This window comes from Flagellimonas iocasae, assembly GCF_042682725.1.
Taxonomy (GTDB): domain Bacteria; phylum Bacteroidota; class Bacteroidia; order Flavobacteriales; family Flavobacteriaceae; genus Flagellimonas; species Flagellimonas iocasae.
This window is the reverse complement of the sequence record NZ_JBHUHU010000003.1, coordinates 1,167,253-1,186,372: the sequence shown is the minus strand read 5'-3', so window position 1 is coordinate 1,186,372 and position 19,120 is coordinate 1,167,253. Positions and strand designations below refer to the sequence as shown.

The window sequence follows — 19,120 nt, the reverse complement described above, 5'->3', positions numbered from 1 at the left end:
TTTTCCGACATTTTGAACCATAAACACCTTGTTTTCAGATGAAAAAGGTTCAACATATTCTTGGATTCAGAAATAAAAATCAGTGAAATTTCCCCGAAAATACCCTGTTTTGAACTTCAGAATGATGGGTTTTAACTAAAAAAACAAATAGAGAAAATGACGTCTAAGCGTACTCCTGAAGAAAAGTAGATGGGGTTAAACCAAATTCCCTTTTAAAGGATTTGGAAAAATAAGATGGGTTGGAAAACCCAGTTTGATATGCAATTTCGGCCACATTATGCTTATTCTCCAGCATCAGTTCCTTTGCTCGGTGCAACCGAACGGATGATATTAACTGTATGGGAGATTTATTGGTGACCGCTTTGAGTTTGCGCTGCAACTGTCGTTCACTTACCCCTATTTCCCTGCATAACATTTCAACTCCGAAAGCCTCATCCCCTAGATGCATATCTATGATTTCCAGTACATTTTCCAAAAAGGAATCATTTATGGGGAGTTGATTGGGATGAAAGTTTTCGGGGAGCTCTTCGGAGCCCAAATCGTCCGACACGGTGAAAAGAATATGGGGTTCACCCGTTCTTGGCTCCATAACGGTATTGTTCTGCTTAAAGTTAAGTCCAGCTCCAGAAAGCAAATATTTTACGGTTTGGGTAATCAAAATCTGATTCGGTTTGGCTTGTCCAAGAATAGCTTCCACAAACCGCTCCGTTGGCTCACTGATAAAATGTGCTTCGTCCACGGCTCCTTCCCGTATGTGAATTCCCACGGACATTTGGGCGTTCATCCGTTTTACGGTCTCAAACAGACTCATATAGCAATGAACAGCCTTGCTAGGCCCCTCAAAAGTGGCAAAAAAGGTCCTTCCATCACATTGAATAACCTTTCCTCGATATTGCCCCACAAATCTTGAGATATGCTCTTGTTGTTCGGGAGTGGCACGTTCCGCGGCAAAAATCCGAGCTGCCGCTATGGTGAACAGTTGCTGGTTATAAACATCCTTGGGTTTAAGATTAGCTATAAAGCTTCGGATTTCCCTAAGTACTTCCTGAGTATTCCCTACCCAAAACAAATGGTCATCCCCTTTCAATTCCACAAATTTGGCCCCAGGAATTCGCTCTGCAATAAAATTTCCCTCCTCAATTTTTACGTCGACATCATTGGTGCGCTGCAGAATCAAAGTGGGAACTTTAATGGAGCTCAAAATATTGATGATATCCACCTCCGTGTTCATTTTGGTGAGCACCAACGCTGCACTGGGGCTTGCCCCAGACCGAAAATAATTGGCCAACCAATCCATGAATTCCCTATCGTTTGCCTTGGAAGGCGCCAAGGTCTCCAAATTCATCTCTCCGCTACCCCAAGAATTTTCAATCATGTCATACACCTTCTGACGTTCCTCATCAGTTGGTGCCCAAGGATAGTTTTCGGCATATTTTCGCTTTGCAAATATGCCAAACGTGATCAAGGCAATGGTCCTATTGGGATAGGTTGCAGCAAACAAAGCAGAGACGGAACCACCTTCAGAATGACCAAATAAAATGGCTTTTTCTGAATTAACCGCGTCCATCACCGCCCGGATGTCGTCCATCCGCTCTTCCAAAGTTGAAAGCTCCACAACGCGGTCGGAAAGTCCTGTGCCACGTTTATCAAATAAAATCACACGGGCAATTTTACCAAGCTCCTGAAGAAACTCAACCAATTGTGGGCAGGCCCACATCAAATCAATATTGGAAACCCATCCGGGAATGTAGACCAAATCCACAGAACCTGAACCAAAAACTTGGTACGCTATATTGATTCGGCCACTTTTGGTATACTGGGTTACTGGCTTCATTTAAGGTTGAGGTTGTTTGTTCTTGTTGTTGCCTACTAAAGATGTACCAACCCTACTTTTATAAAAATCAAAAGTAAAATAGCACAAATACTTTACGTTAGATATAAGCCCATTGGATTACATTTCATCTCTCTTGCTTCACAAAAATAGAAACTGTTTTGAATGAACTGAGGTCCAAACATTAGATTAACAATTGTTTAGGTGGAGTCCAGATAAAAAATAACCCCCAAACATTTTGGTCCGGGGGTTGGATTAAGCTCCTTAAGAGCGATTTGAGTCGGTTAATCTATGCTTCACAACTGGCACATTCCTTTTTCTGCTTAAATTTCTGTGCAGCATTCATACTATGCTGATAGTACAGTGACTTTAATCCTAGTTTCCAAGCGGTTACGTGAATTTTATTGATGTCTTTGGTTGGCATATCGGGATGGACAATGATGTTCACCGACTGGCCTTGATCTATATGATTTTGTCGGTTGGCAGCTTGGTAGATGATATCCAACTGATCCAATTCTGAATAGGTCTTGAACACTGCTTTTTCCTCTTCGGTCAAGAAGTCCAAATGCTGAACGGAACCATCCATATCGCGGATACTTTTCCAAACTTCCGGGTTATTTTGACCCTTTTCCTCCAACAAATCCATCAAATATGGATTTTTTATGGTCACTTTTATTTTGGCGATGTCCTTCACATAACAATTGGACCAAATCGGTTCAATTCCCTGTGATACCTGACCCAAAATAAAGGCAGATGAAGTAGTGGGAGCAATGGCATTCAATGTGGCGTTTCGTCTACCGTAGCCTTTCAACACTTCTGGTTCTCCGAAGCGTTCAGCCAATTCTGCAGAAGCTTTGTAGGAGCGCTCCTTAATTTCCTTGAATATTTCACTGTTCAAGTTATAGGCTTCTTGACTGTCAAAAGCCAATCTTTTGGATTGTAACAGGGAGTGCCATCCTAAAACGCCCAAGCCCAGAGCTCGGTTTTCCTTTGCAAAATTATAGGCGCGTTCCATAAATAAGAAAGTCTGTCTATCATCTCGGTCTGATGAATCGCGGTAGGCTTCCAATTTTTCCACAAATTCGGTAATCACAGCATCCAAGAAATGGACCATGGTTTCCACGGCGTCGGTATTTTTCCATTTATCGTAATGCAATACGTTGATACTGGACAATACGCATACAAACGACCAATTATCGTTGGAAGGCAGCATGATCTCGGTACAAAGGTTACTGGCATGAATGCGGTGTTCCTTGTCTTTGTATACATCAGCAGCGCCATTGTTGGCATTGTCACTGAAGAACACATACGGATAGCCCATCTCTCCCCTACGCTGCAAAACTTTGGCCCAAACGGTTCTTTTGTCCGTATCCCCATCAATCATTTCCTGCATCCATTGGTTGGTCACCGTAACGCCATGGGTCAATTGTTGGATTGGGTTCCCTTCTGTTCCGATTTCCAAGAACTCCAAGATATCCTTGTGATCAATAGGCAAATACGGTGAAAAACGACCACGGCGAACTGAGCCTTGGCTCACTACGTCCACCATGGATTCGAACAATTGCATAATATGCACCGCCCCAGAAGCTTGCCCGTTATTTTTAACCGGAGCCCCTCTATGTCTGATTTTCCCAAAATAGCCAGAGGTACCACCACCCAATTTGGACATCATGCCCACTTCGGATTGGGTATACAGGATATTCCCCATGTCATCATCAATATGGGAACCGAAACAGCTTATGGGCAGCCCGCGTCTTTTCCCAAAGTTTGACCAAACCGGTGATGCCAAAGAGAAAAAACCTTCGGACATGTAGTTGTAAAACTTGTCCGCATAGCCTGGAATCTGCAAAATCTCTTCCGCACGTTCCGCAATCTCCCGAATCCGTCCCTCAGGAGTAACCCCATCGGTCAGATATCCCGAAGCCAAAAACTGACGGCTATATTCGTTCAGCCATTCAAATCCCTGACTTTCTTCTTTTTCCTTAAGTTGTGCCAAGGCACTCTTTCGGGCATTTACAAGTTCTTGGCTTTTGTTTTCTTTTTTTAGTTCTTCAATTTGAGGGGATTGGGCTTTGTTCTCCATAATTTAAAAAAGGTCGTCGCTGGTTATACTTTGTGTTCTTTTGCTATAGTTGATTGATCGTTTTACAAAAAAGTCGCCATGTTTGGTGCCAATGATCTCATCATCAAACCACTCGGTTTCCGCCAATAGTTTTTGGTCCACCTCAAACACTTTGGCAATGCCAATGCTCTCCAAAGAATTGTTGAAACGGTTCTTGATGAATTCGTTCACAACGGACTTTGGCAAGAAATCCAATTCGCCATCCTCAAAAATCCAATCCACAATTCTGCTCTCGGCTTCAAAAGCCTTTTCGCATATTTCCTGAATCATGGCTTTGTATTCTTCATCAAACCATTCTGGGTGTTCCTTTTTAATGATGTTGATGATATCAATACCAAAATCACCATGAATCTGCTCCTCTTTTGAGGTAGCCTCCACCACATTGGAAATTCCCTTCAACACATTTTTGTGCTTATTGAAGGCCATGATGATCAAAAACTGGGAGAAGAGCGATACGTGCTCAATGAAAAGGGAGAACAGTAAAATGGACTCTGCGTACTCTTTGTTATTTTCGCTTTTGGCATTTTTAAGGGCAGTTTCCAAATACTGGACCCGCTTCATGATCACGGGCTTTTTCTTCAAGTTTTCGAACTCTTGGTTTAATCCCAAGATTTCAAGTAGGTGTGAATACGCATCATGGTGGCGTACTTCACTTTCGGCAAAAGTTGCCCCAACGGATCCTATTTCTGGCTTGGGCATACGATGATAGATATCACCCCAAAAGGTTTTAACGGCAACCTCAATTTGAGAAATGGCCAACATGGTATTTTTAATCGCGCTTCGCTCAACTTCGCTCAGTCCAGATTTAAAATCCTGGATATCGCTGGTAAAGTTGAATTCGGTATGAATCCAATACGAATGCCGAATTGCAGGCACATATTCATACAATTGAGGGTATTCGTATGGTTTAAGGTTGATGCGTTTCTCAAAAATATCGGTCTCCCGCATTTGGGCCCTTTTGTTCCTGTAAATGATGTAGGCTTTGGCCACATCGTGGAACTCACTGTTCATCAACTCATTCTCAACCACATCCTGAACCTCTTCAACGGTGGGCACATAATGTTCATCCTGTTCCTTTCGTTTCAACAATGCTTTTTCAACGTTGCTGGCAATCATCTGGGCATCTTCCATTTGACCATGATCGATTGCCGTCATAGCTTTAAGGATTGCGTTGGTAATTTTGTGCAAATCGAAGGGCTGTGTACTAAAATCCCTTTTAGTAATGTGAGAAATGTGCATGAGAAAAAGTGTTTGGATTTGTCCTAAATGAACTGATTGTAAAATTCATATTTTCTTTACTTTGATTTTACATTGCCCCTTTTTGGTTCTCAACAGTTTTATCAACATTGCGATTTTTGAGGCTGAAAAATCATCGGAACAAACGTAAAATCAAGGCTCCAAAAAAAATGTGACAAGTGTCATCTGGACAAAACATTTATCCACAGGGTTATCAACATGCTTTCTTGAATGGGTTACCTTTTAAAATACAAATTACTGTTTTACAGTACTTTAAGACTTATAATCCTCTCAGATTTATAAGGAGATGGAAAAGAAGAGACGGTTTTAAGGCACCAATACTTGAAGTGCTTTTTCTTCAATTTTGACGACCACCTCGGCCTCGTCCAGATTGTGAAGTTCGCCATCGGCCTGCATGAGATGATGGGCATAGGAATCCTCAAAAGCTACCTTGAGTTCCTTCACTTTGAAGTATTGTATTTTCTTCAAATATTGATTCAATCTCAGGAGAATAAAAAGTCCTACTAGTAACATTTCGCCCTTGCTCAAATTATCGATAATGACCACATCCAACAATCCATCTTGTAAAGATGCCATTCGGGTAAGGGAGATGTCGTAGCCCATTACTTTGGAATTGGAAACAAAGAACATAAAGGGGTTGGTTCGGTAACTTTTGCCATTCATTTCAACCTTGATTCGCTCATTATACTTGAAATCTTTCATCGACTTGATGACCGCTTTCAGGTAGGCCCAAAATCTTCGCTGTTGCGAAGCATTGTAGTTGGAGATGACCTTGGCATCAAACCCAATGCCCATATTGCTGAAAAATGGCTTTCCGTTGACCATGGCCACATCTATTCGGTTGATTTTCCCCTGCTTTATGGCTTGCAGAGCCTTTTTAAGATTTCTGGAAATATCGAGACTTTCGGCCAACCCATTGCCTGAGCCCAAAGGCACAATCCCCAGTTGCACTTTGGAATGCATCAAACAGGAAGCCACTTCATTGATTGTCCCGTCTCCTCCGCAGGCCACAATAATCTGAGCTCCTTCACACACGGAAGATTTGGTCAATTCCGTGGCATGTCCTGCATAGTTGGAAATTTTAAGGCACACATCAAAGTGTTCTGGCTCAAGATAATGAGACAACAATCCTTCGTCGATAATGGAATCGCCTTTGCCAGCAATTGGGTTTACGATAAAATGAACACTTTTCATAATTCAGCTTTCAGACTAAGTCCATTATGATTGTAGAGGTAATCCGCGAGTTGGTAGTACGAAATGGTCTCCGCTAAAAACGCAGTGTCCATTGGTTCTTTCGATAAGCTATTATCTTCATGGTCCCAATTATATTGATTCGCGGTCTTGCCATCACCCAACACCATCAATTCATCATCTTTCAATAGACCTAGTTTTCTGTAGTTGCCCACAAATGCGCGTTGGTCTTCGGGTTTCATACTGAATACATCTCGGCCAAAAAAATTGTTTTTATAGTTCCAGCCCAACAAGGAGAACAAGGTTGGCATCACATCAATTTGGGAACATTGCTGGGTTATTTCGTAGCCCTTACCTCCTTCTAGGTTTACAATTATGGCAGGGATGTGATAGTTGTCCACATCCAATTCCCACTTTCCTGCACTGCTGGCACAATGGTCTGCCATAATCACAATCACCGTGCTGTTATACCACGATTTGACCTTAGCCTGTTTCAAGAATTCTCCAATCGCATAGTCGGTATATTTTACAGCTCCACTACGTGAGGTACCCGAAGGAATATCAATCTTACCCCCTGGGTAAGTATAGGGTTTATGATTGGATGTGGTCATGACAAAATCAAAAAATGGTTTACCCTGCGAGGCTGATTCGTCTGCTTCTTTTATCACTTTCCTGAAAATATCCTCATCACAAATACCCCAAGCATTTTCAAAAGTGACCTCATCGTCTTCAATATTTTTGCGTGAAGTGACAATATCCCGAGAAGGCAAAAACCCACGTCCCCGATCCACAATGTCGAACCCATTACCACTGAAGAATTTGTCCATATTGTCAAAATACCCATCGCCTCCATAAAAAAAGGTCCTGCTATACCCCTTGTCTTTGAAGACCTCGCCAATCGTGAAGAGATTTTGGTTGTGCTTGCGCTTTACAATGCTCCTACCCGGGGTTGGGGGAATGCTCAAGGTAATGGCCTCCATCCCTCGCACCGTCCGGGTACCGGTAGCGTAAAGACTAGAGAAATAGGTCTCGGCCTTTGCAATGGAATCCAGATTCGGTGTCAATTGTTTTTCATTTCCGAAAATGCCCAGATAGTTCGCACTCAGACTCTCCACACAAATCAAGATGATATTCGGTTTTTTTTCAACGCCCCCTTTTATGGCACGAAGAATATTGTCTTCGGGTTCAAGAAGACTGTCCAAAGGACCGCTGACTTCTTCTTGCACCTTGTGAAGGGCTTGTTTTTCTGGAATGGTTTTGTAAAAATCGGTATAGCTGAGCTCGTTGTTCCGAAACGCAGAAAAGAAGGAATAAATCCCCGCTTTTGAAAGCTCATTGTTGTATCGGTTCTCTGAATTCTCAGCAGAATCGTTCTCGATGGAGGTTGTATAAAACGACATAATTGCCATTACAACAACAAAAGGAACCAACTTTGCTTGAAACCCTTCACTTGCCGAAAATGCCTTATTGAACAATCCTTTTTGTTTGAAAATCCACACTGTGGCCAATACCATTAGCAACATTCCGCCAATCAAAAGGGGCAAGGGATAGGATTCGTTGATGTTTTTTACTACTTCGTAAGTGTAAATCAAATAATCCACGGCGATAAAATTGAACCGTCGTTGGAATTCATCCCAAAACGTGATTTCAGCAAAAAAGGAAAAGTAGACAATCAGTAACGCTAGGGAGAACCCAAAGTAGACCAAGATTCTATCCAAAAGCGAACCATAAAACCGTTTGGGAAAAAGTAAAAAGTACAGGGAAGCAACTCCATAGAAAAAAGACACGGTTCCCAAATCAAAAAACAATCCTGTAAAAAATATCTTAATCAAACCAAACAGGGAGTGGTCCACTTCCGAAAAATCCATAATGAGGAACGATAGTCGCATCAATAATGATAGCCCAAGAAAAAGAATCGCGAAGGCATTGATCAAGGCGTATCGCTTTGGAAATAGTTTCAGGTGCATAATTTTAATTCAATATGTTAATGAGCTTTGTTCAAAAGCTTAATCCCTAGTCCATTATAAATTTGAATCCGAGGCCAAAATAGTTGACCTTTAAGCCCGTGGTCCGGTGGTAGTTGTTATACTTTAGGTCGATGCTCTTCAAGCCAAATCCCAAAGTCTTGAATTGGGTAAAAATGTCAGTGTACGTTATTCCAAATCCAACCTGATGGGCGTCGTAAGCCGAAAGATCATAGTCCGAAGTGTAATATTGACTTGTGGACAAATGCTCATCAAACGGAGCGAAATAGTCTATCTGTGTTTGGGTGTAATAGCGATAGGATGGATAAAATGTAAATTTCTGACCAATTTTTACTGGCAGTTCCACACTGGCTGTGTGCGAGCGTAATCCCCAGTCATCAAAATAGTAGCGATAATAGGTTCGTACGGTCAAAATCTCATTTATATAATGGTTCAACCGGATGCCCACGGGTATTTTGAAGCGGGTATCTGGCAGTCGTTCCATGTCATCGGCCAGCATAAATACATCCCTATTCTCAGACGAGGTGTAGAATGGAATACTGGCGGGATTTCCAATAAAATAATTGGGGACATCCGCAAAATAAACCCGTTGCATGGGGTTGGAGAGCCAGCCCTGTTGTTGTACCACATCCGCAAAGATTGAGATTTGGGTGTTCTTGCCCAGTATCTGCGACAATGATACCGATAGTGCAAAACTGTTCCGCTTTTTATCTGAAATCAGGCTGAATCCATCCACTGGACGCCAGGTCAATGTGCCATTCTTATTGGTGATCAATCCGTTTCTATTCAAAATATTGACCCCAGTAAAGAACCCAGCGTTAAGATTTCCATCCACCTCAACATAACTATCCAATTCGGTAGGGTATCTGGGATTCCATTGATCCAAAAACACACTGGCCTTGAGGCTTAATTCGGTATTTTTCTCATTGAAAAGGCGGGTATACCCTCCTCCAAAACCAATGGAGGTGTAATCATATTCGGTGGCAAAAGATGCATTGGCACTCACAATTTGATCACGGTCTTCCGAACTGTGCGAATACCCAATGTTGACACTCCCCCAAGTATCTTGGCGTGATGCGCCGGAGGAGGCCACCCAAGGACTACCAATAGCCCCGGAATAGCCTCCATTGTTATCATCATCCTCTTCATCATCATCTCCGCCGCCGCCTCCACCGCCGGTGGAAGCACCACTTAAACCACCTGAACCAGTCACATCAAAAGGGTTTAAGTTACTTGAAGAAGCAGATGTGTAGGTTGAGATACCCACATCCACGCTCAAAACATCGTCATCATTCAAGGGGACGCTCACCACTATGGATGGCGCTACATCGGTAAGCCTTTCGTTTCCGATACCTCCGGTGACGGATGCATTATTTCCGGTTTGCTCATAGTAACTGGAAAGGATATCCACTTCGGTGGTTTCCAAAACCCGCTTTTTATAGGAATTGACATTTTCCTGTTGAGCCATCCCAAATATTGGGATGCATAAAAATATCAGCAAAAATCTGTTCATGCTCTTGTTAATTGCAACCACAACCCCCTCCTGTTTTTCCTCCATTTCCACCAGATGCTCCCTCACGGTACACTTGGTAACTCGTCTCGAATTTTGCCAGTTTTTTATCCGCCAAAACCATGTCTGGGTCATTGATGTTGACCTTTTCATATTCATGCAGAACCGCACAAGACGACAGGCTTAACAAACAGTACAGGGCAATTAAAATCTTCTTCATAATTGGGTTTATCTGCTTTGGGTTTCCACCTCTTTAAGGGCGATATTTTTGGAGGTGATAATTTTATTATTGTCATCTACTAGGATACATTCCACGCCTTTTAACTGGTTCACGAAGTCCAAACCGGTTTCCACGCCCATCACAAAAATTGAGGTGGCCAGCGCATCGGCCAGTTCGGCATTTGCAGTAAAAATGGTGGCACTCCGCACCCCTTTGCTGGGATAACCGGTCCTTGGGTCAATGATGTGGGTATAGCGTTCTCCATTTAGGATGATGAATTTCTCATAATTGCCCGATGTTACCACCGCTTGGTCCTTTACCGGAAGCCAAGAGAACACCTTATCCTTATTAAGGGGGTTTACAATGGCTACCATCCAATCCTTGCCATCCGGTTGGGTGCCCCAAGCATTTAAATCACCCGAAGCATTGATGATTCCTGAGGCAACACCATTCTTCAGCAACAAGGCCTTGGCCCTATCCGCAGCATAACCTTTTCCAATGGCCCCGAACCCAATCTTCATCCCTTCCTTCGTTAGAAATACGGTCCCATTTCCTTGATCTAATACAATGTTTTGGTATCCCACTTTGGCGACGGACTGCTTAATGGCTTCTTCGGACGGCATTTCCATCACAGAACCGTCAAACTTCCAGATGCGGTCCATGGATGCATAGCTGATATCAAATGCCCCTTGGGTCAATTTTGAAATTTTGATGGCCCTTTCAATCAGATTGAAGAGTTCCTGGTCTACTTTTACTGGAACCACTCCCGCATTTTGATTGATTTTGGATGTCTGTGAATTGGGGTCCCAGGAAGATATCAAGCGTTCAATGCGTGAAATTTCGCCAATGGCCATATCCAAATAAGCATCCCCTTGGGTTTGATTTTCCGCTACCACGGTCAAATCAAACCGACTGCCCATCAATTTCAAGGTCCGTTGGAAGACTTGGAGCTGGCCACCAACAGTGGTTTCTTGGGAATAACCAGAAATCACAAAAAGAAAAATGACCGCACTTAAAACGAATTGATTTATCCTTGGCATTTTTAGGTTATTAGAATGCGTTCAACTTGTTGAAATAGGCCTTGGGGTTAGTTTTTTCATAAGCGGTTTCCCCCAATACCTTGCCGGAAGCATCCAACACAACCACAAAAGGGAAATAGCCGTTAGGGTTGTATTTGGAGGCCAACATTTTGTTATGCTCCTCTTGTGCTTCGGGCAATTTGTTTTTCTGTTTTCTGGGGAAATCCGCCTTGAGCATCACAAAATGGTCCTTGGCCAAATTTTGGAATTCGTCAGTGCTCCAAACCTCGCGATCCAACTTAATGCAAGGCGCGCACCAATCCGAACCCTGAAATACCAAAACAATGTTAGTATTGTTCTTTTGGGCCATGTCTTTGGCTTTTTCAAAATTGGTTTGCCATTCTTGGGCGGTTACGTTTTGTATCAGTAAAAAACAGCCTATCATCATGACTGTCAACCATTTTCTATAAAGCATAGCTTGGGTGTTAAAATTCTTTTTCACTACTAAGACAGGCAAAAAACCATTCACCCTATTTTTTCTAATTATTTTTGTTTGAAAAGCAGTTTCGCCCTAATCAGCACATGACAGAGGAAGAACCATCCATTTGCGAGCAAAAAATCTACGACCGAATATTCCGCACCCATTATGAGGCGGTGACGCGATACATCTATTATAAATGCGGGGACCTGCAACAGGCGGAGGACATTGTACAGAACGTTTTTGTGAAACTTTGGAAATTGTGTGCCACCGTTTCTTTTTCCAAAGTGAAGGCCTATCTCTACCGCGCGGCAAACAATTCATTTCTCAATGAAAAAGAGCACGAGAAAATTGTCTTGAAGCATTTGAGAAGGGCCAATCCCTCTGTGGATCATGAAAGTCCGGAATATTTGATGCAGATGGAGGAATTCCATGAAAAATTGAAATCAGCCATCGCTTCCTTACCCCAAAAAGAACGGGAAGTGTATTTAATGAGCCGAATAGAAAAGAAAACCTATCCTGAAATTGCTGAAATAACAGGATTGGGTGTAAAGGCCATAGAACGAAGAATGAGCAAAGCTTTGCTTCAACTCCGTGAGGTTTTGGGAAAAGATTTAAAATTTTAATAGGGTGAAGGATAAATCAACTGTCCTATAAATAAGAGTAAGTATGCCTATGGATGAAAATTACGCCAACGAAGATTTTTTGGCCCGATGGCTTGCCGGAGAGTTGACTCCAGAGGAGCTGGCCGGGTTCGAGGCATCCGATGTCTACAGGCAGCTCATGGCTATAGACAATGCGGCCCAGTCATTGAGCGGCCCAGAAATTGATGTGGAAAAGGCGCTGGCATTGGTGACCGAAAAGAATAAAAATGTCCAAAAAGAACCGAAGGTAAGATCATTGTGGTGGGTGGCCGCAGCGGCTGCATCCATCGCGTTGTTATTTGTGGGCTATACCTATTTCTTCGGGTATAAAACCTATTCCACTGGTATTGGCGAAAAAGAGACCGTACTTCTTGCAGATGGTTCCTTAATTGAGATGAATGCCAACTCCAAATTATCTTACAAGCGATTTGGTTGGGAGGAAGACCGTATCGTGGATTTTGAAGGTGAAGGGTTTTTTGATGTGCAAACGGGTGGCGATTTCAAGGTGAACACCGGCAAAGGAACCGTTGCGGTATTGGGTACCCAATTCAACATACGGGACCGAAAGGATTTTAAAGTGCAATGTTATGAAGGTGCCATCGTGTTCACCCCATTGACCCAATCCAATCCCACCGAACTATCGCAAGGAATGATGCTTGAAATAAATGGGGATGAAATCCAAAAATCGGAATTTTCTGGAGACATTCCCGATTGGAAAAAAGGGTATTCATCTTTTTCAGAACAGCCTTTTGCAGACGTTTTGGAGGAATTATCGGTTCAATTTCCCGTTAGTTTTGACCTCAACGCAGTGCAAACCGACCGTCTTTTCACGGGAAGATTCACACACAATAAGCTCGAAAGTGCCCTTAAAACTACCATGGAACCCATGGGTATCATTTATCATATTTCTGCAGACAAAAGAATTGTTACCTTGTCTAGTGAATAGATGAGGCACTTTAAAACCCTATTTTTTTGGTTCCTTTTTGGCATTTGCACGACCTATGCCCAAGAACAGCTATTCTATGAATTTGAGAACACATCGCTAAAGGAAGTCATCCAGCAACTGGAAGCGGATACGCAACTCAGTTTTTCCTTTGCGGAGGATGTAGTCGATGAAAAAACGGTCACGGTTCAGGTGGAGGGACTACCCCTGATTGAACTTCTTTGCGTACTCGAGGCACAAACAGGACTCCACTTTGAAAAAATTGAGGGTCAGCAACAGGTCATCGTTACACCGATTTCAAATTCAAATCAAATCTGTATTGCTCTACTGGATCAAGAAACCCGTTTGCCCATTGCAGAAAATCAAGTTGTGGTGGATTCAACCCTCGTGCTTGAAACCAATCAAAAAGGATTGCTTCAATTTGAAAAAACAGGAAAGTCCCATTACTTGCTCCAAGTTTCGGGATATGGTTCATTGAATGTTCAACCTTCAGAGAATTGTACCCCAATTTATCTTTCTCCCGTCTACAAACAACTTCAGGAGGTGGTAGTTACATCGTACATCACAACGGGAATAGACCGAAACAGGGATGGCTCCATTACCCTCACCCAAAAACCTTTGGGCCCAATTCCCGGTCAGACCACTCCAGATATCCTACAAAGCATCCAAATGATTCCTGGGGTCACGAGTTTGGATGAATCGGCTTCGGAGATTCAAATCCATGGAGGGACATCAGACCAAAATCTGGTCTTGTTTGACCATATTCGGGTGTTCAATTCAGGATACTTGTACGGCATGTTCTCAAGATTCAATCCGTATGCCACGGAAAAAGCTCTAATCTATAAAACAGGAACTAGTGCAATTTATGGAGACCGAGTTTCTGGCGTCATCGACATCACTACCGACGATACTGTCGCCAAAAAGATTTCGGGAGGGATTGGGATTGATGGCTTAAGCGCAGATGGCTATCTAAAAATTCCTTTGTCGCAAAAATCTTCGCTGTCACTATTCGCTAGAAATGCCTATCTGGATGTATTTGAAGGCCCCACCTATGAAGCATACGAAAAGAAAATTTTCAACAATACGGGGACGGTTACCGATAACCGTGGCAACCCATTGAATGTGAACTCGGATGATGATTACACCTACGAGAATAGTGACAATGATTTTCGGTTTTACGACCTGAATGCGAAGTATGTGTATCAACCTTCACAGAAGGACAAAATTGCCATCAGTGCTTTGATGACCCGAAACCGCACCCAATTCTCCTTTATGAATGATGGAGAGACTAAAAAAGACTCCCTCACCACTGGAAATGGCGGTATAAGTGCTAATTGGACGCATCATACCTCCCCAACCCAAACCGAAGAAATCACTGCCTACTTTTCTTCCTATGACTCTTATTATAAAAATGAGGAACTATTTGGGAATGAATTGGAAGAAACCAATATCCGAGGTAACAGAATTAGCGATTTTGGGTTGGAGCTCAAGTCAGATAGAACTTTTAAAAACAACCATGGGTTGACATTTGGGTACCAACTTTCCAACACCAATTTGGAAATTGACCTGAGTGCTACCTCCAGCGTTGAACCCGAAAATAATATTAGTCTCCCCGTGCATGAGAGTAATTTTAAAAATGTGCTGTTTGGGGAGTATACCTTCACAAAAGTCAATTCGGGCCTATATAAATTGGGGCTTAGAGCCGTGCATTACGGAAGTTTGGGAAATATATATTTGGAACCCCGCCTGAACATGGAACTTCCCATTTCCAAATCCTCTCGGATTAGGGCTGGATTGGAACGACGAAACCAACCTATTTCACAACTTATCGAGTTCAATCAAACTGAACTTCGATTGGACAACAACATTTGGCGACTTTCGGACGACGTTAATTTTCCACTATTACAAAGTAACCAGATTTCTGCAGGACTTCTTTTTGATCAAAAGGGATGGACGATTGATGCTGAAATTTTTCACAAACGCCTCACGGGCCTTACCACTTATAGCCAAGGTTTTACGTTGCCCCGGCCAGAACTCAGCGAAGGTAAAAGTCGCATTTTAGGGATGGACCTGCTCATAAAAAAACGTATTCGGAATTATCGCTTTTGGATGGGCTACTCGTTTAATGATGTTAATTTCACCTTTGACCAAATTCAGGAAGGCAGTTTTTCTGGCAACAATGACATCACCCATAATTTCAGGATTTCAAACAGTCTACAATTGAATAACCTACAACTATCATTGGGATGGCAATACCGGACCGGTCTTCCCGTGACCCTTATTGAAAGTTATGATGAGGAAACCCAACAAGTGAATTTTGGGCCTCTAAACGCTGGCCGCTTACCCGATTTCCATCGATTGGATGCCTCAGTGGTTTATCAGTTTGGAGTGGGAGAACGTAATTCCAAAATGCAATTAGGTTTTTCAGTGCTCAATCTTTATGATCGAGTTATTCCGCTCTCCGTTATTCACAGAACTTCCCAACAAAATGGGGAACTTATTTTGGAACAGGTGATTCATCGGCGTTCCTTAGATTTTACACCTAACCTCACGATTCGGGTCTTTTTTTAAACCTGACCCACAACTCATTTTATGTAACATTTGTTACTCAAAAAACCATTAAAACCCTTGATTTTAAAGGCTTTTCATGATTTTCGTCATTGTAAATACCTTACAGTGGATTTACTTTTAGTACTTATAATTTTAATTAATACGAGTACCATGAAAAAATTAGTTTTACTGGCGTTGGCCGTTCTCGGAACAGCTACGCTGATGGCGCAGGACAGGGATAGGGACAGGGTCCAAGATCCCGACCAAGATCGAGACCGCTTAATGTTGGTCGATGGTGACGTGCTCCAAATTCGCGACCGTGATCAAATCCATTTACAAGATCCCATCACGCTTAACGATGGAACTGTTGTTGACCCAAATGGTTCTTATTTGACACGAGATCGTGATAGACTTCGATTAAAAGATGGGGAGTGTTTGGATAACGACGGAATCAAATACCGAAGTGAGTATCAATATCGCTACAAAATCATGCAAGATGATAAGGGACTTACCAATGCACAGATCCAACAGCGTAACCAAAACAGGTTCCAAGTGATGCTTATTGATGGCGAGCTCTATCAAATTAGGACTCAATCCCAAGATCGTTTGCAACAACGATTGGAGTTGGCCAATGGCGGAAGTATTGACCCAAATGGCACCTACATGAACCAAGACCGTCAACAAATGCGACTTCAAAATGGAGAATGCTTGAACCTTTCCGGTGAAAAATTCATGAACACCTATCAACATCGTAAAATGATGCTTCAAAAAAACATGAAGAACATCAAAAACATGAAGAACAAAAAAGGTATTAAAGCCAATGCCATCCAAAAGAAGAAAGGGATAAGCATTTAAGGGCGTGCGCAATGGGCCTTGCCGTTGTAAACCATGGCAAGGCCCCGAATGAACCAAATTTTTGTGCCATGAAACATTTTTTGCCCATTCTTTTACTGATGTTCGTCTGTACAGGCGCCGAACTCTTCGCACAGAAAACCGCAAAGGAGAGTTCAAACACAGAGGAATCCTATTTTTTGATGGATTTGAGTTATATGAACGATGCTGTTTTTATGGGGAGACGTGATTCTATTGCAGCCCCGTATATTCTGCCGTCCATAGGATACTATGATAAATCCGGATTGTTTTTGGATGTATCTGCCTCCTATTTGACCCGTTCAGAGGAGCAACGTGTCGATTTATTTCTCGCCACTGCCGGTTTTTTGTTCGATGCCAAAAATTGGAGTGGTGGAATTTCAGGAACAGCCTATTTTTATAATGAGGATAGCTACAACGTACAGTCTGAGGTAGTGGCCGACATCACCGGAATATTAAGTTACGATTTAAAAGTGCTGGAACTGTCCGCGTATGTGAGCAGCTATTTTAACACTACCGGTTCGCCCGATATTTTCTTGGGATTTTTGATGGACCATACCTTCTATGCCTGCAAACGTTCGCTGTTGATAACCCCAAGGGCATCGCTCTTTGCAGGTTCGCAATATTTTTACCAAGAATATTACAGCACTAGCCGGTTGGGAAACCGAAAAGGTCAAGGTAAAGGCGCTGGAAGTTCAGAACCCGTGGAAACCACCACAGTTGAAATTGCAGAAGCTTCAGAGTTCAATATTCTGAATCTGGAATTGAGCATCCCGTTGCAATACCAGCACAACCATTTCATTTTTTCGTTCACTCCGGTATGGGCATTTCCGCAGAGTAATGCAACATTGACCACTGAGGATGGTGTTTTTGAAGAAGAATTGGAAAATGTGTTCTATTGGTCGGCTGGAATCAGTTATTGGTTTAGTGCCAAAAAGCAAAAATCCCCGTAAACTTTAGTCTACGAGGATTTGTCAAGTACCTTGGGTGGGAATCGAACCCACACGTCCGAAGACACTGGATTTTGAATCCAGCGCGTCTACCAATTCCGCCACCAAGGCATTATGTCAACTCATCTCTGAGTTTCCGCAATTTTTCTTTACCTACGCCTGACTTCCAATATTTTTCCCTTTTTCGTGCCGCCGATCTATCCAAACATTCCTCTGAATAAATTAGCTTAAACGGAGCATAAAACCTTGTTGTTCGCTCTCTTCCTGAATTGTGCCTTGCAATCCTTTCTTGCAAATTGGATGTCATCCCTGCATAAATGTAGTTATGTTCCAAGCTTGATATCGCATAGACACTTATCAATGGGTCAATATCTCAATTTCAGCGCGCCTGCCTGTCGGCAGACAGGTCTACCAATTCCGCCACCAAGGCATAAGCAATTATAGCGGCTTATTTTAATTGCGGATGCAAAGCTAAAAAAATATTTCATTTCCCACCAAAAAATACTTTGTTTATTCCTTTAGCAACCCGAATTAATTTATAAATTTGCACCTCTTTATTTAAAAGCGCTTCAAAAAGCTAGTTAACAAGAGTTTGCAATGGCATATCAAGTCCCCGAGCCCAAAATTTTTGCTTGTACGCAAAGTGTTGATCTTGGCACAAAGATAGCGGCTTCTTATGGTGCTGATTTGGGAAACATTCAGTTTTCCAGATACAGCGATGGGGAGTTTCAGCCATCTTTCGAAGAATCAATACGTGGTGCGCGCATTTTTATTATTGGGTCCACAAATCCAAGCTCGGAGAACCTTATGGAGATGCTATTGATGCTTGATGCTGCCAAGCGGGCTTCTGCACGGCACATTACTGCGGTAATGCCTTATTTTGGATGGGCCCGTCAGGATAGAAAGGATAAACCCCGTGTTCCCATTGCAGCAAAATTGGTCGCCAAAATGTTGGAGACCGCCGGTGCCACACGAATCATAACCATGGATCTTCATGCGGACCAGATTCAAGGGTTCTTTGAAAAACCAGTGGACCATCTTTTTGCATCGACCTTGTTTTTGCCTTATTTAAAAGGACTGCACTTGGACAATCTTTGCATTGCTTCCCCAGATATGGGAGGATCAAAAAGAGCCTATGCCTATTCCAAGGCGTTGGAATGTGACGTGGTCATCTGTTACAAGCAACGCGCAAAGGCCAATGTAATTTCACACATGGAACTCATTGGCGATGTGCAGGGAAAAAACGTGGTTTTGGTAGATGATATGGTGGATACCGCAGGCACCTTGACCAAAGCGGCCGACCTCATGATGGAAAGAGGAGCTGAAAGCGTAAGGGCAGTTACCACACACGGATTGTTGTCTGGTAAGGCCTACGAAAGAATAGAAAAGTCAAAGTTGTCGGAATTGATCGTTACCGATTCCATTCCTATCGACGAGACCAAGAAAAAAATAAAGGTATTGAGTTGTGCCGACCTTTTTGCAGATGTTATGCATAGGGTACACCACAACACCTCAATATCCTCAAAGTTTTTAATGTAAATCAATTTTAA

The 19,120-nt window shown here is 42.6% G+C and carries 16 protein-coding genes and 1 tRNA gene; 6 read left to right on the top strand and 11 right to left on the bottom strand.

Annotated features, from left to right (window positions below; genetic code table 11):
• Positions 1-163 precede the first annotated feature (163 nt).
• The 9 genes from ACFSJE_RS12540 to ACFSJE_RS12500 form a co-directional block, all read right to left on the bottom strand.
• Positions 164-1,834 carry an alpha/beta fold hydrolase gene (locus ACFSJE_RS12540; protein WP_379831314.1) on the bottom strand — a complete coding sequence of 557 codons (1,671 nt, stop codon included), beginning with the start codon at positions 1,832-1,834 and terminating at the stop codon, positions 164-166.
• Between the two features lie 286 nt (positions 1,835-2,120).
• Positions 2,121-3,914, bottom strand: a complete 1,794-nt coding sequence (locus ACFSJE_RS12535; RefSeq protein WP_379831313.1) for a ribonucleoside-diphosphate reductase subunit alpha — start codon at positions 3,912-3,914, stop codon at positions 2,121-2,123.
• Between the two features lie 3 nt (positions 3,915-3,917).
• Positions 3,918-5,192 carry a ribonucleotide-diphosphate reductase subunit beta gene (locus tag ACFSJE_RS12530; RefSeq protein WP_379831312.1) on the bottom strand — a complete coding sequence of 425 codons (1,275 nt, stop codon included), beginning with the start codon at positions 5,190-5,192 and terminating at the stop codon, positions 3,918-3,920.
• 324 nt (positions 5,193-5,516) lie between these two features.
• Entirely contained in the window at positions 5,517-6,404 is an 888-nt protein-coding gene (locus tag ACFSJE_RS12525) for a diacylglycerol/lipid kinase family protein (protein ID WP_379831311.1), read from the bottom strand.
• Complete coding sequence (locus ACFSJE_RS12520; RefSeq protein ID WP_379831310.1) at positions 6,401-8,368, bottom strand: LTA synthase family protein; 1,968 nt, start codon at positions 8,366-8,368, stop codon at positions 6,401-6,403. Before ACFSJE_RS12520 ends, ACFSJE_RS12525 begins: the two co-directional genes overlap by 4 nt.
• A gap of 46 nt (positions 8,369-8,414) precedes the next feature.
• Positions 8,415-9,854, bottom strand: coding sequence for a DUF3570 domain-containing protein (locus ACFSJE_RS12515; protein ID WP_379831309.1), 1,440 nt, complete (start codon positions 9,852-9,854; stop codon positions 8,415-8,417).
• 52 nt (positions 9,855-9,906) lie between these two features.
• A complete protein-coding gene (locus tag ACFSJE_RS12510) occupies positions 9,907-10,116 on the bottom strand; it encodes a DUF4266 domain-containing protein (RefSeq protein ID WP_379831308.1) in 210 nt (69 codons plus the stop codon).
• Between the two features lie 8 nt (positions 10,117-10,124).
• Positions 10,125-11,156, bottom strand: a complete 1,032-nt coding sequence (locus tag ACFSJE_RS12505) for an FAD:protein FMN transferase (RefSeq protein ID WP_379831307.1) — start codon at positions 11,154-11,156, stop codon at positions 10,125-10,127.
• Between the two features lie 10 nt (positions 11,157-11,166).
• A complete protein-coding gene (locus ACFSJE_RS12500; protein ID WP_379831306.1) occupies positions 11,167-11,610 on the bottom strand; it encodes a thioredoxin family protein in 444 nt (147 codons plus the stop codon).
• 107 nt (positions 11,611-11,717) lie between these two features.
• On the opposite strand from ACFSJE_RS12500, the gene ACFSJE_RS12495 reads away from it, so the two are divergent.
• The 5 genes from ACFSJE_RS12495 to ACFSJE_RS12475 all read left to right on the top strand — a co-directional run bounded on the left by ACFSJE_RS12495 (position 11,718) and on the right by ACFSJE_RS12475 (position 17,573).
• Positions 11,718-12,239 (top strand): RNA polymerase sigma factor, encoded by a 522-nt coding sequence (locus ACFSJE_RS12495; protein WP_379831305.1) that lies wholly within the window; start codon positions 11,718-11,720, stop codon positions 12,237-12,239.
• Between the two features lie 43 nt (positions 12,240-12,282).
• Positions 12,283-13,203: a FecR family protein gene (locus ACFSJE_RS12490; protein ID WP_379831304.1), complete on the top strand. Its 921-nt coding sequence runs from the start codon at positions 12,283-12,285 to the stop codon at positions 13,201-13,203.
• Complete coding sequence (locus ACFSJE_RS12485; protein WP_379831303.1) at positions 13,204-15,771, top strand: TonB-dependent receptor plug domain-containing protein; 2,568 nt, start codon at positions 13,204-13,206, stop codon at positions 15,769-15,771.
• 150 nt (positions 15,772-15,921) lie between these two features.
• A complete protein-coding gene (locus ACFSJE_RS12480) occupies positions 15,922-16,605 on the top strand; it encodes a DUF6799 domain-containing protein (RefSeq protein WP_379831302.1) in 684 nt (227 codons plus the stop codon).
• Between the two features lie 68 nt (positions 16,606-16,673).
• Positions 16,674-17,573: a hypothetical protein gene (locus ACFSJE_RS12475; RefSeq protein ID WP_379831301.1), complete on the top strand. Its 900-nt coding sequence runs from the start codon at positions 16,674-16,676 to the stop codon at positions 17,571-17,573.
• A gap of 26 nt (positions 17,574-17,599) precedes the next feature.
• On the opposite strand, the gene ACFSJE_RS12470 is transcribed toward ACFSJE_RS12475, so the two are convergent.
• Positions 17,600-17,681 (bottom strand) — tRNA-Leu (locus ACFSJE_RS12470).
• 1 nt (position 17,682) lies between these two features.
• A complete protein-coding gene (locus tag ACFSJE_RS12465) occupies positions 17,683-17,931 on the bottom strand; it encodes a GIY-YIG nuclease family protein (protein WP_379831300.1) in 249 nt (82 codons plus the stop codon).
• A 236-nt stretch (positions 17,932-18,167) separates the two neighbouring features.
• On the opposite strand from ACFSJE_RS12465, the gene ACFSJE_RS12460 reads away from it, so the two are divergent.
• Positions 18,168-19,109: a ribose-phosphate pyrophosphokinase gene (locus tag ACFSJE_RS12460; protein ID WP_379831299.1), complete on the top strand. Its 942-nt coding sequence runs from the start codon at positions 18,168-18,170 to the stop codon at positions 19,107-19,109.
• Positions 19,110-19,120: the final 11 nt, after the last annotated feature.